Below are 16049 nucleotides of genomic sequence, written 5' to 3'. Positions count from 1 at the left end.
GAAAAGGGGCGGCACCACACGGTGCCGCCCCTTTTTTTACGTGCGCGTCATTGGCTTGGTCTTCCTCCCCTCCCGGAGGGCACCGAGGGGTGGCTCGGCCGATGGCTGGGAGCTTCCGTTCGTCAACGGGCCAACCCACCCCCAACCCCTCCCTTTCAGGGAGGGGAGGAAGACCAAGGTCGTTAGCGCACAACCACCGCAGAGTGCGCGCCATCGATGGCGGATGCATCCCCAATCCCAAGATCAACCCCCTGCTTCGCCGCCGCGCGCATCGCGACGGTGAAGCCGCTTGCAACAATCACCGCGCTCAGCCACCCGACCAGCAGCGAATCCACCACCAGCACCGGCCACAAGAGCGGCCTGGGTCCGATGATCGCGAGCGCGCCCAAAACATAATGCGGGATCATCAGCGGCAGGATCGCCACGAGCATGAAGACGAAGCTCCACAGCGTCTGGCGCGCCATGATCGCAACCGATCGCTGCGGACCGATTGCCGGGTTGCCCAGCGCCGCCGCGACAAACCACGGATGCAACAGCACGGCAAGGATCTGCAGCACGATGAATTCCACCAGCAGCAGCCACCCCTCGCGCGGAAGAACGAACAACTGTAGTGCCGCGGAGGCCAGTTGCACGACCAGCACCACCGCGAACAATCGCACGGCGGGCATCTCCGGGCGGGCGGCGCGTGCCGGATCGCGCCACGCCAGGAAGCGCACGATCCAATAGGTCGGCACGGTCAGCGCCGCGACCTTGAGCAGCCCGAACCCCATACGCCACGGGTCATGCTCCAGCGCTTTCGCCGCAGCGACACTCGCATAGAGACCGATCTTTACCTCGACGATGTGCTGCAGGATTTCGAACAGCACCGGGACCATCGTCAGCAACGGGCACGCGATCATAAAGGCGATGCTGCCGCGATAGGTCTCTGTGAATGCTTTCCAAAACGTCATGCCTCGTCCCCCTCAAACCGCAAAATGTCCCCCGGCTGGCAGTCCAGCACGGTGCAAATCGCCTCCAATGTCGAAAACCGGATCGCGCGCGCCTTGCCCGTCTTCAGGATCGACAGATTGACCACACTGATGTCGACCGCCGCCGCCAATTCGGTCAGCGTCATGCGGCGCGCGTGGAGCACGTCGTCGAGCTTCACCACCACCGGCATCAGACCGTCGCCTCAAGCTCGTCGCGCATTTCGGCACCGCGCGCGAACACCTGCGCCAGCACGAACAGCAGCAACACCGCGACCCAGCCGCCAAAAGCGGGCGTCCAAGTGGCGAACTGCACATGCAGCGCGGCGAACCACGCCGTCATCGCGCCCTGCACGAGATCGAGTAGCTGCAACCCCAGCATCGCCCAGGCGATCGCACGGATCCGCGTGGCATTTGCGGCGGTGAACGGATCGCCGCGCCGTACCGTATCGAGGATCGCCAGCAACTGGGTCAGGATGCGGTGCAGCACCAGCCCGGCGACAACGCCCCACACCATCACCACCCGCAGCGCGAGCATCGCGCCCTGGACGTTCAGCGTCGGCCCATATTTGCGCACCAGCCGCGCGACGAGCCAGCCGTCGATCGGGAACGACAGCAGGATCGCCACGACGAAGCTGACGATGCACACAAGATTGACCAGCAGGAACAACCGCACCACCAAGCGCGAGGCCTTCAAGACTCGATCGTGGCCACCCATCGCCATCTCCTTTACGATTATCGATATGATACTTATCGATAATCGTAAAGTGATCAGCGCGTCTCCGCGATCGGATAGGGCAAGGCGGCGACGGTGTCGTACATACGCGGCGGCGCATCGAGCCGGAATGGCTGGAGCTTTGCAGTGGCCCCGCGATCGATGCCGATGACGTAGGAACGGGCGGTCTGACCGCCACCGCCGACCCAGTCATAGGTGAGATTGACCGTCAGCACGGGCACGAACAGCACCCTGCCCGCCGCCTGCATCACCTCCAGCGTTTGCTTTGGATGCATGGCCATCCCGCTCAGCTCCACTGCACCGCCGGGCGGCAACGCGAACGGCGCGGCGAGTGGCTGGGCGATCGGGGTGGAAAACAGCGCCGCAATCGCTGCATCCTGCTGCTGCCCGGCGCTCAGCAAGCGGACGTCGAGCCGAATTTCGGTCGCTGCGCTTTCCCCGACATTGCGCACGACAATGACATAATCGATCGCGGCACTCAGCACATTGGTGCCCGCGCGCTTCACGGTCAGCACGAGATCGAGCACCGCACGCGCGTCTGCGGTGGCGACGGGTTCGATCGCGGGCACGGCGTTCGATGGAGCCGCAACCGGGGTCGGTGCAGGTGCGGCGGATGGCAGGTCACCCTCTGCGCCTTCTCCCAGGCCCAGCGGAAACTGTTCAGGCTCGGGGTCGCGACGCGACCTGCGATCGGTGGTTCGACGTCGCCACCACCATCCCGCCAGCGCCGCCAATGCGAAGGCCCCCGCCGCTCCTCCGAGCAAAAGCCCCACCGCGGGGCCCGCTGAATGCGTCGGCACCTTTACGGGTGACCGAGCCGGCGGCGACGGCATCATCGCGGGAACCGGTGTCGGAGTCGGCGTTGGCGTGGGTGCAGAGTTTCGGGCTGGCGTTGCGGTCAGCGTGGGCGATGGTGCCTTTGCCACTGGTTCCGCCCTAGGCCGGATCGGCGTTGGGGTCGGAACTGCGCGGATCGTCGGGACCACCTGCGGCGGCGCCACCGGCTGCGCGCTGGGGGCATCCGTCGGTGCCTCCCGGCGCGGCAGTGCACTGATCGTCGGCTCGGGGGACGGTATCGGTCGCCGCGTTGGGCGCGACGATGGCAGGCTGAAATCGTCGAGCCCGGGCAAGGGCTTTGCGTCCGGTGTATTCTGCGCGCGCGCCATGGGAGCAGCAGCCAGCAGCGCCGCCGCCACAGCAAGAAAAGACATCGGTTTCACCCGAACGGGCATAACGACAAATCGCGCACCGCCAAGGGCGAGACCATCAAGACGCGCCCGACCGCACCATTCATGCGGGCGACGCTCTATAAGGCGCGCCGATGCACGCAATTTCGTGATGGACTCGCATCCCCACCTATGTGGCGAACGACTCGCCACTCTTCCCAAATCAGCGACCAATACAAAAGGCCACAAACAATAATATTTTCCAAATAAACAAAGAGTCATTCTCCCTGTGTATAACATCACAGAGCGATCATTTTATCTTTTGCTTTATTTGTATCGCCGAATCACGGACCATCCAGCAGGAGTCATAAATCATGTCTACGACAAATATACACGTCACAAATGTTGACAATGAATTGTATATTATCGCATCCACTGGTGCAGGTAGCAGCGAACTTCTCCATGTGAAAGCAGGATACGGATCACCGGTCGACGTTTCGCTTGTTCCACAATACATACTTCAAGGCGGTACCTATCAACTCACCTTTATTGGCATCAACTGGGGCGGACCGGCCGCTTTCAAGGTTACAGTGACCACAGACGGCAAAGACACCGTTTATCCTCAGGCCCCAGTGGGTCAGGGCATCGGCGTGGTCTGGAACCAATCCATTGCCATCACCGTCTGATCAACCGGTCGAACGGGGGCGATGGCGCAGGATACCACGCCCGCCCCTGTTCGAAACGCCGAGACGCGCAGCAATGTCGCAGGTTGAGTTTTGGCCGATTGATCGGCACACCTGCAGCCCGCCAGCCCGCCCCCCCCTAGACGCTTGGCGCAAAGCATGGAGGCAAGGATGCATCATAAACGAGGCCGCGCGCGCTATCGGCGCGCCGGTTGCAAGCTCTGCAAGCCGTGGAAGGCAAATGGCGTTCGCACCGAGCGGATGGGTGGAGAGCGCTTCAGCGACCATCGCCGTCGCCTAGCATCGATCGAGGGGGCACATGCCTAACGGCAGCAGCGGAGAGAAACGCCACTGTATTTGACAGCGCCCCCTGCCCTGCCTATATGGCGCGTTCCACTGCAATTTTCGGGAAATGATGTGCCGTCGCGCAGCGCATCGATCGTATTGGAGATTGTAGTATCTAGAGACGCTTACAAGCTGCTGTCATCCGATGAGGAGGACATGCGGCTTTTTGCGTCTTTGGAGCGTGCCCGCCCGGTGGATTCCGGGCCAGATTATACAGCTTGAGGGCAGACATCTCCATGGCGACCAAAGCAATCGACGGCAGCACCCCCACGCGGCGCGCCGAAAGCGGCACGGCCAAGCGCCGCATCCGCAAGGTTTTCGGCAACATCCACGAAGTCGTGCAGATGCCGAACCTGATCGAGGTTCAGCGCGAATCCTACGAACAGTTCCTGCGCTCCGATCCGTCGATCGGCTATGTCTCCGGCCTCGAAAAGACGCTGCGCTCGGTCTTCCCGATCCGCGATTTCGCCGGCACCGCCGAGCTCGACTTCGTGAATTACGAGCTTGAGCCGCCCAAGTTCGACACCGACGAATGCCGCCAGCGCGGCATCACCTATGCGGCCCCGATGCGCGTCACGCTGCGCCTGATCGTGTTCGAGGTGGATGCCGACACCGATTCGCGCTCGGTCCTCGATATCAAGGAGCAAGACGTCTACATGGGCGACATGCCCCTGATGACGGGCAACGGCACCTTCATCATCAACGGCACCGAACGCGTCATCGTGTCGCAGATGCACCGCTCGCCGGGCGTTCTGTTCGACCATGACCGCGGCAAGACCCACGCCTCGGGCAAGTATCTCTTTGCAGCCCGCGTCATTCCGTATCGCGGTTCGTGGCTCGATTTCGAATTCGACGCCAAGGACATCGTCAACGTCCGCATCGACCGCAAGCGCAAGCTGCCCGTCACGGCGCTGCTCTACGCGCTCGGCATGACCGGTGAGGAAATCCTCAACCACTTCTACAACCGCGTAACCTTCGTGCGTGGCCAGGGTGGCTGGATCATCCCGTTCCAGGCCGAAAACTGGCGTGGCCAGAAGCCGATGTACGACATCATCGACGCCAAGACCGGCGAGATCGTGTTCGCCAACGGCCAGAAGATCAGCCCGCGCGCGGCCAACAAGGCGGCCAAGGACGGCCTGACCGACCTGCTGATCCCGACCGAGGAAATCTTCGGCCGCTACAGCGCCTATGATTTGATCAACGAGTCGACCGGCCAGATCTACATCGAGGCGGGCGACGAAGTGTCGGCCGAGAACCTCGAACTGCTCGACCAGGCGGGCATTGATCGCATCGAACTGCTCGACATCGATCACGTCGCCACCGGCGCGTGGATCCGCAACACGCTCAAGGTCGACAAGGCCGAAGAGCGTGAGCAGGCGCTGTCGGACATCTACCGCGTCATGCGCCCTGGCGAGCCGCCCACGCTCGAAACCGCAGAGTCGCTGTTCTCTGGCCTGTTCTTCGATCCCGACCGCTACGATCTGTCGGCCGTGGGTCGCGTCAAGCTCAACATGCGCCTCGACCTCGATGCCGAGGACACTGTTACCACGCTGCGCACCGAGGACATCCTCGCCGTCATCAAGACGCTGGTCGATCTGAAGGACGGCAAGGGCGAAATCGACGATATCGACAACCTCGGTAACCGTCGTGTCCGCTCGGTCGGCGAATTGCTCGAGAACCAGTATCGCGTCGGCCTGCTCCGCATGGAACGCGCCGTGAAGGAGCGCATGTCGTCGGTCGACGTGTCGACGGTGATGCCGAACGACCTGATCAACGCCAAGCCCGCGGTTGCCGCGGTCCGCGAATTCTTCGGCTCGTCGCAGCTGTCGCAGTTCATGGATCAGACCAACCCGCTGTCGGAAGTCACCCACAAGCGCCGCGTGTCGGCGCTTGGACCGGGCGGCTTGACGCGTGAGCGCGCCGGCTTCGAAGTCCGCGACGTTCACCCGACGCACTATGGCCGCATCTGCCCGATTGAGACGCCGGAAGGCCCGAACATCGGTCTGATCAACTCGCTCGCCAGCTTCAGCCGCGTGAACAAATACGGCTTCATCGAAACGCCGTACCGCAAGGTCATCGATCATAAGGTGACCGACGACGTCGTCTATCTGTCGGCGATGGAAGAGGCCAAGCACACGATCGCGCAGGCCAACGCCGAGCTGAACGCCGATAAGGGCTTTGTCGAAGAACTCGTCTCGTCGCGTCAGGCGGGCGAATTCCTGATGGCGATCCCCAACAACATCACCCTGATGGACGTCAGCCCCAAGCAGCTCGTCTCGGTCGCGGCATCGCTCATTCCGTTCCTGGAAAACGATGACGCCAACCGCGCACTGATGGGCTCGAACATGCAGCGTCAGGCTGTGCCGCTGGTTCAGGCCGAGGCACCGTTCGTCGGCACCGGCATGGAAGAGACCGTTGCGCGCGATTCGGGTGCGGCGATCTCGGCCAAGCGCGCCGGTATCGTCGACCAGGTCGATGCGTCGCGTATCGTCATCCGCGCAACCGGTGATGTCGAAGCCGGCCAGTCGGGCGTCGACATCTACACGCTGATGAAGTTCCAGCGCTCGAACCAGAACACCTGCATCAACCAGCGTCCGCTGGTGAAGGTGGGCGACGTGATAACCGCCGGCGACGTGATCGCCGACGGCCCGTCGACCGAATTCGGTGAGCTGGCGCTGGGCCGCAACGCGCTCGTCGCGTTCATGCCCTGGAACGGCTACAATTATGAGGACTCGATCCTCATTTCCGAGCGTATCGTGAAGGACGACGTCTTCACCTCGATCCACATCGAGGAATTCGAAGTCATGGCGCGCGACACCAAGCTCGGGCCGGAAGACATCACGCGCGATATCCCGAACGTCGGCGAGGAAGCGCTGCGCAACCTCGACGAAGCCGGCATCGTGTACATCGGCGCCGAAGTCGAGCCGGGCGACATTCTCGCCGGCAAGATCACGCCGAAGGGCGAAAGCCCGATGACGCCGGAAGAAAAGCTGCTCCGCGCCATCTTCGGTGAAAAGGCGTCGGACGTGCGCGATACCTCGCTGCGCTTGCCGCCGGGCGTTGCTGGTACCGTCGTCGAGGTCCGGGTGTTCAACCGCCACGGCATCGACAAGGACGAGCGCGCGATGGCGATCGAGCGCGAGGAAATCGAGCGCCTGAAGAAGGACTCGGACGACGAGCGCACCATCCTCAACCGTGCGACCTGGTCGCGCCTCAAGGAAATGCTGCTCGGTCAGACCGCGACCGCCGTTCCCAAGAACGGCCCCAAGAAGGGCGTGGTCATCGACGAGGACGTGCTCGACAGCGTCGATCGTCACGAATGGTGGAAGTTCGCCGTTGCCGACGACAAGGTCCAGAGCGATCTGGAAGCGGTCAAGGCGCAGTATGACGATGCCGCCAAGCTGATCCTCGACAAGTTCCACGATCGTCGCGACAAGCTCGAGCGTGGTGACGAGCTGCCGCCAGGCGTGCTCAAGATGGTCAAGGTGTTCGTTGCGGTGAAGCGCAAGCTGCAGCCGGGCGACAAGATGGCCGGCCGTCACGGCAATAAGGGCGTCATCTCGCGCATCCTGCCGGCCGAGGACATGCCGTTCCTCGCCGACGGGACGCCGGTCGATCTCGTGCTCAACCCGCTGGGCGTGCCGTCGCGCATGAACGTCGGGCAGATCTTCGAAACGCATCTCGGCTGGGCCGCCCGCAATCTCGGGCAGCAAGTCCATCGTGCGCTGGAAGACTGGCGCGAAGCCAATCCCGAACCCGCACCGGGCGCAATGCCCGACGCGGTCAAGGCGCGGCTGCTCGAAGTGTATGGCGAGCATTATGCCGCCGACATCGAGGCCCGCGATGCCGACCAGATCATCGAGCTGGCCGAAAACCTGAAGACCGGCATCCCGATGGGAACGCCCGTGTTCGACGGTGCGCGGGAAGCGGACGTTTCGGCGATGCTGGAACTGGCCGGTCTCGACACCTCGGGTCAGTCGGAACTGTTCGACGGTCGCACCGGCGACAAGTTCGACCGCAAGGTCACCGTGGGCATCATCTACATGCTCAAGCTGCACCATCTGGTCGACGACAAGATCCACGCCCGGTCGATCGGGCCGTACTCGCTCGTCACGCAGCAGCCGCTGGGTGGTAAGGCGCAGTTCGGTGGTCAGCGCTTCGGCGAAATGGAGGTCTGGGCACTTCAAGCCTATGGTGCTGCGTACACCTTGCAGGAAATGCTCACGGTCAAGTCCGATGACGTCGTCGGGCGCACCAAGGTCTATGAGGCGATCGTCAAGGGTGACGACACGTTCGAGGCCGGTATTCCGGAGAGCTTCAACGTGCTCGTCAAGGAAATGCGCTCGCTGGGTCTGAACATCGAACTGACCACGACCGAGCATTTCGACAGCGACGGCGTCGCGATCGCGGCGGAGTAACGCGACCTTCCCCCCTCCCGCTTGCGGGAGGGGTTGGGGGAGGGCCTGTAGGGTCAGGCACTTCCCGACGATATCCCCTCCCCTAGCCCCTCCCGCAAGCGGGAGGGGAATTGGAGAATCCAAATGAACGAACTGACCAATTTCGCGAACCCGGTCATCAAGGCCGAGACCTTCGACCAGATCCAGATCGGCATCGCCTCCCCGGACAAGATCCGCTCGTGGTCGTTCGGTGAGATCAAGAAGCCGGAAACCATCAACTATCGCACGTTCAAGCCCGAGCGTGACGGCCTGTTCTGCGCGCGCATCTTCGGTCCGATCAAGGATTACGAATGCCTGTGCGGCAAGTACAAGCGCATGAAGTATAAGGGCATCGTCTGCGAAAAGTGCGGCGTTGAAGTCACCGTCTCGAAGGTCCGCCGTGAGCGTATGGGCCATATCGAGCTGGCCGCCCCCGTCGCGCACATCTGGTTCCTCAAGTCGTTGCCGTCGCGCATCGGCCTGCTGCTCGACATGCAGCTCAAGCAGCTTGAGCGCGTGCTGTATTTCGAGGCGTATATCGTGATCGAGCCGGGCATCACCCCGCTCGAAAAGTACCAGCTGATGACCGAGGACGAACTCCTCGACGCGCAGGACGAATATGGCGAAGACGCCTTCTCGGCCGGCATCGGTGCAGAAGCCGTGCGCATCATGCTGCAGGACCTCGATCTTGAGGGCGAGCGCAAGGAGCTGCTGGAAGAACTGGCGGTCACCAAGTCCGAACTGAAGCCCAAGAAGATCATCAAGCGCCTCAAGGTCGTCGAGAGCTTCATCGAATCCGGCAACCGCCCGGAATGGATGATCCTCGAAGTCGTCCCGGTCATTCCGCCCGAACTGCGCCCGCTGGTGCCGCTCGACGGTGGCCGCTTCGCGACCTCGGATCTGAACGATCTGTATCGCCGCGTGATCAACCGCAACAACCGCTTGAAGCGCCTGATGGAGCTGCGCGCGCCGGACATCATCGTCCGCAACGAAAAGCGCATGTTGCAGGAAGCCGTCGACGCATTGTTCGATAACGGTCGCCGCGGCCGCACCATCACGGGTGCCAACAAGCGTCCGCTCAAGTCGCTGTCCGACATGCTCAAGGGCAAGCAGGGCCGCTTCCGTCAGAACCTGCTCGGCAAGCGCGTCGATTATTCGGGCCGTTCGGTCATCGTGACCGGTCCGGAACTGAAGCTGCACCAGTGCGGCCTGCCGAAGAAGATGGCGCTCGAGCTGTTCAAGCCGTTCATCTACGCCCGTCTCGACGCCAAGGGTCTCTCCATGACCCTCAAGCAGGCGAAGAAGTGGGTCGAGAAGGAGCGCAAGGAAGTCTGGGACATCCTCGACGAAGTCATTCGCGAGCACCCGGTCATGCTCAACCGCGCCCCCACGCTTCACCGTCTCGGCATCCAGGCGTTCGAGCCCGTGCTGATCGAGGGCAAGGCGATCCAGCTTCACCCGCTGGTCTGCTCGGCCTTCAACGCCGATTTCGACGGTGACCAGATGGCGGTCCACGTGCCGCTCTCGCTGGAAGCCCAGCTCGAAGCGCGCGTGCTGATGATGTCGACCAACAACATCCTGTCGCCTGCCAACGGCAAGCCGATCATCGTGCCGTCGCAGGACATGGTGCTGGGTCTGTATTATCTGTCGATGCTCAAGGAAGGCGAGCCCGGCGAAGGCATGATGATCTCCGACATGCAGGAGGTGCATCACGCGCTCGAAGCCGGCGCGGTCACGCTGCACACCAAGATCATCAGCCGCGTTCCGCAGACCGATGAGCAGGGCAACCAGTATCTCAAGCGCTATGAGACCACCCCTGGTCGCATGTTGCTGGGCGAGTGCCTGCCGCAATCGTCCAAGGTGCCGTTCGACACCGTCAACCGCCTGCTGACCAAGAAGGACGTCGGCGACGTGATCGACGAGGTCTATCGTCACACCGGCCAGAAGGAGACCGTGCTGTTCGCCGACGCGATCATGTCGCTCGGCTTCCGCCATGCGTTCAAGGCCGGCATTTCGTTCGGCAAGGACGACATGATCATTCCAGACGCCAAGGTCGGTCTCGTCGACGAGACGCGCGGCCTGGTGAAGGACTTCGAGCAGCAATATCAGGACGGTCTGATCACGCAGCAGGAGAAGTACAACAAAGTGATCGACGCCTGGAGCCGTTGCGGTGATCAGGTGGCGAACGCCATGATGGAAGAGATCAAGGCGGTTAAGCGCTATGACGACGGCCCCAATAAGGGTCGCGAAAAGCCGATCAACTCGATCTACATGATGGCCCACTCGGGTGCCCGCGGTTCGCAGGCTCAGATCAAGCAGCTCGCCGGTATGCGCGGCCTGATGGCCAAGCCGTCGGGCGAGATCATCGAAACGCCGATCATCTCGAACTTCAAGGAAGGTCTGACCGTCCTTGAGTATTTCAACTCCACCCACGGTGCCCGTAAGGGTCTGGCGGATACGGCGTTGAAGACGGCGAACTCGGGCTACCTGACGCGTCGTCTGGTCGACGTTTCGCAGGATTGCGTGATCATGGAGCTCGATTGCGGCACGACCCGCGCGCTGGAAATGCGCGCGATCGTGCAGGGCGGCTCGACCATCGCGTCGCTCGGCGAGCGCATCCTCGGTCGCACGACTGCGGAAGACATCATCGACAGCAAGACCGGCGAGATCGTTATCCCGTCGGGCACGCTGCTCGACGAGCCGATGGTCGCCCAGATCGAGGCGATCGGCACGCAGTCGTGCAAGATCCGTTCGCCGCTCGTGTGCGAGACCAAGATCGGCGTCTGCGGCAAGTGCTACGGGCGCGATCTCGCCCGCGGTACGCCGGTCAACATCGGTGAAGCCGTCGGCGTCATCGCGGCGCAGTCGATCGGTGAGCCGGGCACGCAGCTGACCATGCGTACCTTCCACATCGGTGGTGCGGCACAGCTCAACGAACAGTCCAATCTGGAGGCAGTGGCCGACGGCACGATGGAATATCGTGACCTGCGCACCATCACCGACCAGCGCGGCCGTCGCGTTGTGCTCAGCCGCTCGGGTGAAATCGCGATCGTCGATATGGACGGCCGCGAGCGTGCGGTGCACCGCATTCCCTACGGTGCCTATGTGCTGTTCGACGACAAGCACATCGTGTCGAAGGGCGATCGTCTGGCCGAGTGGGATCCGTTCACCATGCCGGTCATCACCGAGAACCCCGGCGTCGTGAAGTATCAGGATCTGATCGAGGGCAAGACGCTCACCGAGCAGGCCGACGAAGCCACCGGCATCTCGCAGCGGGTCGTGATCGAGTATCGCGCCAGCGGCAAGACCAAGGAGGATCTTCGTCCGCGCCTGACCCTCACCGGCGAAAGCGCCGAGGAGGCCGGTCGCTACATGCTGGTGCCGGGCGCAACGCTCTCGGTCGAGGATGGGGCAACGGTTCAGGGCGGTGACGTTCTCGCCCGTGTCAGCCGCGAAAGCGCCAAGACGCGTGACATCACCGGTGGTCTGCCGCGCGTTGCCGAGCTGTTCGAAGCGCGCAAGCCCAAGGAAAATGCGATCATCGCCAAGGTCTCGGGCCGCGTGGTGTTCGGCAAGGACTATAAGGCGAAGCGCAAGATCGGCATCCAGCCCGAGGATGGCGGCGAGGTCGTGGAATATCTGGTGCCCAAGTCGAAGGTCATCGACGTGCAGGAAGGCGATTACGTCAAGCGCGGCGATAACCTCATCGGCGGCAGCCCCGATCCGCACGACATTCTCGAAGTGCTCGGCATCGAGCCCTTGGCCGAATATCTCGTGTCGGAAATCCAGGAGGTCTATCGTCTCCAGGGCGTGAAGATCAACGACAAGCACATCGAAACGATCGTTCGTCAGATGCTGCAAAAGGTCGAGATCACCGACGGCGGCGACACCACGCTGCTGGCCGGCGAACAGGTCGATCGCGACGAGATGGACGAGATCAACTCGAAGATCGGCAAGAAGGATCGTCCGGCGGTCGGCAAGCCCGTCCTGCTCGGCATCACCAAGGCGTCGCTGCAGACCCGCAGCTTCATCTCGGCGGCGTCGTTCCAGGAAACCACGCGCGTGCTCACCGAAGCCTCGGTGCAGGGCAAGAAGGACACGCTCACCGGTCTCAAGGAGAACGTGATCGTGGGTCGTCTGATACCGGCTGGCACCGGTGCGGGCATGAACCGCCTGCGCGTCACCGCTTCGTCGCGCGATGCGGCGCTGCGGGTGCAGCAGCGGCGCATGGCCGAGGTGTCGATCATCGCACCGAACTCGGCCAAGGAAGAGCATGACGCCGAACTCGCCCGCTCGCCGCGCGATGCCGGCGGCACCGGTGACGATGCGCTGGCGGCGGTGACGCCGTCGGGCCATGGCACCGATGCGGATGCCGGCGAGTATCTGAACCAGGAGTAATCTCCCGGTTCGGGCACCCCGCCTGACCTGACAAAAAGGCCGCCGTCCGGGCAACCGGGCGGCGGCTTTTTGGTTGGAGACGCAGGCCGCCGACTGTGCCCCTTATGGCACCGTTCCGGCCCGGCGCACCGCTCATTCAGCGTGGTCCGCGAATCGCACAAAATTGGTCTGGTTAAGCCCAATTACCGTCCCAGGTTCTGCTCAGGTTCTATACACCGCCGAACCACAAAATTTGGACATCTCTGCGCGCGATGCGGTAAATAGCCGAAACACAACGACTTGCTTCTGCGGTCGGGCACGCGTGCCCTGTCATCGAATTGCAACTTTGGCATAGCCTTTGCGGACAGCATTGGTTATACATTGGCGTACCGTAGCGGTGCAATAAGACACCAATGTGATACCACATGATGCGGTAAAGTGGGTGGCCCCGGGCAGGACCGGGGCTTCGGATCGGAGGTCAGCCTGCGCTGTCTGGCCGATGTATTGGGGAGGGTTCTGATTTATGCGACTTCATACCGTTTTGTTGACCTCGAGCATCCTTGCCGGTCTCGCCAGCGCTCCGGCGATGGCACAGACCGCAACGCCGGACGCAGCGGCGGCCGCACCGGCCTCCACGCCACAGGCTGACACCGCGTCGAGCGACGATATCGTCGTTACCGGCATCCGCGAGAGCCTGCGCAGCGCCATCTCGGTGAAGCGCAACGCCAATGCCGTCGTTGACGTGATCACGTCCGAGGCGATCGGCAAGTTCCCGGATCGCAACGTCGCGGAATCGCTGTCGCACATCCCCGGCGTCAGCATCGACCGCCGCTTTGGCGAAGGCGAAAAGGTCGCCATTCTCGGCACCGATCCCGCGCTTAACCGCATGCTGCTCGACGGCCATGCGCTGGCCTCGGCCGACTGGGGCGGGAATGACAATGATCCGTCCAGCCGCACCTTCAACTATTCACTGCTCGCCCCGGAACTGGTCGAGCGCCTCGAAGTGTACAAGTCGCCGGAGCCGCGCATCGAAGAGGGCAGCCTTGGCGGCACCGTCATCGTGCGCACGCGCCGTCCGCTCGACACGCCGGCAAATTCCATCTTCGCCTCGGGCGGCTACAGCTACAATGATCGTTCGGACAAGGGCAATTTCCGCGGTTCGGGCCTGTACAGCTGGAAGAACAAGGACGACACCTTCGGCGTCCTGATCGCGGGTGGCTATGACAAGCAAACCATCACGCGCGCGGGCGTGGAATTCTTCGGCTATCAGAGCGGCGCGGACTTCTTCCAGAAGAATGCCGACGGCACCGTAAAGCGCGACGCGGCGGGCCAGGGCATCCTGCAGAACCCCAATGCGACGATCACCGGTGGTACCAAGGAAGACCTGATCAAGGCGGTGGCACCGTTCGGCATCAACTATGCCTATTTCCAGCAGACGCGCGAGCGCAAGACCGTGTCGGGCACCGTGCAATATCGTCCGGCACCGAACCTGACGCTGACCCTCAACGGGCTGCACATTGACGGCAATTACAACAATTACAGCCAGTCGATGTACACCATCCCCGTCGCCTGGACCGGTAACGTGCTGCAATCGGCCAACGTCTCGAATGGCGTCGTCAATGCCGCCTCGTTCGGCGCGGCGACCAGCCAGAGCGCAGAGCTCGATACCAACGTCCGCCACACCAGCCTGAAGACCAACAACCTGAATTTCTTCGCCGATTGGGAAGGCAGCGGCGGCACCAAGGTCAACTTCGCGGGCGGGTGGAGCCGTGCAGTCGGCGGCCGCAACCCCGAATATCTGTTCAACACCCAAACCAAGTTGCCGTTCAGCTATGCCTTTGGCCCCAACAGCGCGACCGTCAACTTCGTCGGTGATCTGACCAACCCCGCCAATTACTTCACCAATGCGAACAACAACCTGGCGCAAATCGAAGGCAAGCCGGTTATCGTCAACGGTACGCAGCTGAACGGCGCGCAGATCGGTGGCCTCGACTACAGCGTCACCACCGACCGCGACGTGTTCGGCGGCTATGACGCGACCATTCCGGTCAGCTTCGGTCCGTTCACGCAGATCCTGCTCGGCAGCAAGATCACCGACCACGTCAACCGGCTCGATGCGCGCGGCATCAACACCTATATGACGAGTTCGAAGACGCTGGCACAACTCGGCGTGGCGACCACGACGACGCCCGACGGCACCTTCGACGGCAGCGGCGGCTCGGGCAATGCCACCAAATATATCAACCTGTCGCAGCAGGCAGTGATCGACCTCCTCGCCAACGCGATCAACAGCCCGCTGGTCGCCAAGGTCGGTGCCTCGACCAAGGTGCAGGAAACCGTCGCAGCGTCCTACGTCCAGGCCAATTTCGACCAGGGCGGCGTGCGCGGCAATATCGGGGGTCGTCTGGTCTATACCCGCGACATCTCGACCTATGCGACGACGCTGAGCAACACGGTCGCACCGGTGCCCGTCCCGACGCGCACCACCAGCGATTATCTGAAGTTCCTGCCAAGCCTCAACATCGCTTATTCGGTCACCCCACAGGTGATCGTGCGCGGTGCGGTGGCCCGCGTGATTTCGCGGCCGCGTTATGAGGATCTGGCAGCGGCGACCTCGCTCAACGACGTCACGCTCGACGGCGGCGGCGGCAACCCGAACCTGAAGCCGTATGAGTCGACCAATTACGAACTGACCGCGGAATGGTATCCGCGCGCTGGCACGTTGGTTTCGCTCGAACTGTTCCGTCGCGATATCTCGAACTACATCATCAACACCCGCACCGACACGGTGTTCTACAACTCGCTGCAGGGCAAGTTGACCAGCTACAGCGTCAACCAGCCGATCAACGGCGGCAAGGCCAAGGTCAACGGCGTGCTGGTGGCGGGCCAGGCGGAAATCTGGGGCGGTTTCGGCCTGCAGGCGAACTATTCGTACCAGGACAGCTCGACGTCGTCGGTCGACACCACTGGTGCTTCGCTCAACCTGCCCTATCTGTCGCATCACACCGTCAACGTGATCCCCTATTTCGAAAAGGGGCCGCTGCAGGCGCGACTGAGCTACAACTATCGGTCGTCCTATTTCCGCACGATCGGCCGTCTGGGCTCGCGCGAAATGGTGGCACCGTATAGCCAGCTCGATTTCTCGCTGGGCGTGAAGGTCATTCCGGCAGTGACCTTGTCGTTCAACGCGCAGAACCTGCTCGATTCGACCTATCTGCAGTATAATGCGACGCCCGATCGTCCGACCGCTTTCTACAAGAACGGTCGCACCTTCGTCGGCTCGATCTCCTTCCGCATGTAACCCCCCTCCCCCTACATGCGGCAGCGCCGCCGCCCGGACC

8 protein-coding genes are annotated in these 16049 nt (G+C 62.5%); 4 read left to right on the top strand and 4 right to left on the bottom strand.

The window, feature by feature from the left end; translation table 11 throughout:
• Window positions 1–182: 182 nt before the first annotated feature.
• The 4 genes from H4W01_RS04055 to H4W01_RS22780 are packed head-to-tail and all read right to left on the bottom strand — an operon-like array spanning window position 183 to window position 2912.
• Window positions 183–950, bottom strand: a complete 768-nt coding sequence (locus H4W01_RS04055; protein WP_209610002.1) for a hypothetical protein — start codon at window positions 948–950, stop codon at window positions 183–185.
• Window positions 947–1159: a helix-turn-helix domain-containing protein gene (locus H4W01_RS04050; protein WP_102690378.1), complete on the bottom strand. Its 213-nt coding sequence runs from the start codon at window positions 1157–1159 to the stop codon at window positions 947–949. Before H4W01_RS04050 ends, H4W01_RS04055 begins: the two co-directional genes overlap by 4 nt.
• Window positions 1159–1683, bottom strand: coding sequence for a DUF2975 domain-containing protein (locus tag H4W01_RS04045; RefSeq protein ID WP_209610001.1), 525 nt, complete (start codon window positions 1681–1683; stop codon window positions 1159–1161). Before H4W01_RS04045 ends, H4W01_RS04050 begins: the two co-directional genes overlap by 1 nt.
• Before the next feature lie 53 nt (window positions 1684–1736).
• A complete protein-coding gene (locus H4W01_RS22780) occupies window positions 1737–2912 on the bottom strand; it encodes a hypothetical protein (protein ID WP_334685141.1) in 1176 nt (391 codons plus the stop codon).
• 329 nt (window positions 2913–3241) lie between these two features.
• On the opposite strand from H4W01_RS22780, the gene H4W01_RS04035 reads away from it, so the two are divergent.
• The 4 genes from H4W01_RS04035 (at window position 3242) to H4W01_RS04020 (ending at window position 16009) form a co-directional block, all read left to right on the top strand.
• Window positions 3242–3553 carry a hypothetical protein gene (locus H4W01_RS04035; protein WP_209610000.1) on the top strand — a complete coding sequence of 104 codons (312 nt, stop codon included), beginning with the start codon at window positions 3242–3244 and terminating at the stop codon, window positions 3551–3553.
• A 578-nt stretch (window positions 3554–4131) separates the two neighbouring features.
• On the top strand, window positions 4132–8313 hold the full coding sequence (gene rpoB / locus H4W01_RS04030; RefSeq protein WP_209609999.1) for a DNA-directed RNA polymerase subunit beta: 4182 nt from the start codon (window positions 4132–4134) through the stop codon (window positions 8311–8313).
• A gap of 123 nt (window positions 8314–8436) precedes the next feature.
• Entirely contained in the window at window positions 8437–12729 is a 4293-nt protein-coding gene (rpoC, locus tag H4W01_RS04025; protein ID WP_209609998.1) for a DNA-directed RNA polymerase subunit beta', read from the top strand.
• Window positions 12730–13231: 502 nt separating this feature from the next.
• The gene (locus tag H4W01_RS04020; protein ID WP_209609997.1) at window positions 13232–16009 is read left to right on the top strand and encodes a TonB-dependent receptor; all 2778 of its coding nucleotides are present in this window, start codon (window positions 13232–13234) and stop codon (window positions 16007–16009) included.
• Window positions 16010–16049 lie beyond the last annotated feature (40 nt).

Source organism: Sphingomonas sp. PL20, from assembly GCF_017875905.1.
Classification (GTDB): domain Bacteria; phylum Pseudomonadota; class Alphaproteobacteria; order Sphingomonadales; family Sphingomonadaceae; genus Sphingomonas; species Sphingomonas echinoides.
The sequence above is the reverse complement of the archived record's forward strand: the minus strand, read 5'-3'. Positions and strand labels throughout refer to the sequence as shown.

Coding starts and splice junctions, on each gene's coding strand:
- H4W01_RS04055 (WP_209610002.1), bottom strand. CDS start 950: ATGACGTTTTGGAAAGCATTCACAGAGACCTATCGCGGCAGCATCGCC.
- H4W01_RS04050 (WP_102690378.1), bottom strand. CDS start 1,159: ATGCCGGTGGTGGTGAAGCTCGACGACGTGCTCCACGCGCGCCGCATG.
- H4W01_RS04045 (WP_209610001.1), bottom strand. CDS start 1,683: ATGGGTGGCCACGATCGAGTCTTGAAGGCCTCGCGCTTGGTGGTGCGG.
- H4W01_RS22780 (WP_334685141.1), bottom strand. CDS start 2,912: ATGTCTTTTCTTGCTGTGGCGGCGGCGCTGCTGGCTGCTGCTCCCATG.
- H4W01_RS04035 (WP_209610000.1), top strand. CDS start 3,242: ATGTCTACGACAAATATACACGTCACAAATGTTGACAATGAATTGTAT.
- rpoB (WP_209609999.1), top strand. CDS start 4,132: ATGGCGACCAAAGCAATCGACGGCAGCACCCCCACGCGGCGCGCCGAA.
- rpoC (WP_209609998.1), top strand. CDS start 8,437: ATGAACGAACTGACCAATTTCGCGAACCCGGTCATCAAGGCCGAGACC.
- H4W01_RS04020 (WP_209609997.1), top strand. CDS start 13,232: ATGCGACTTCATACCGTTTTGTTGACCTCGAGCATCCTTGCCGGTCTC.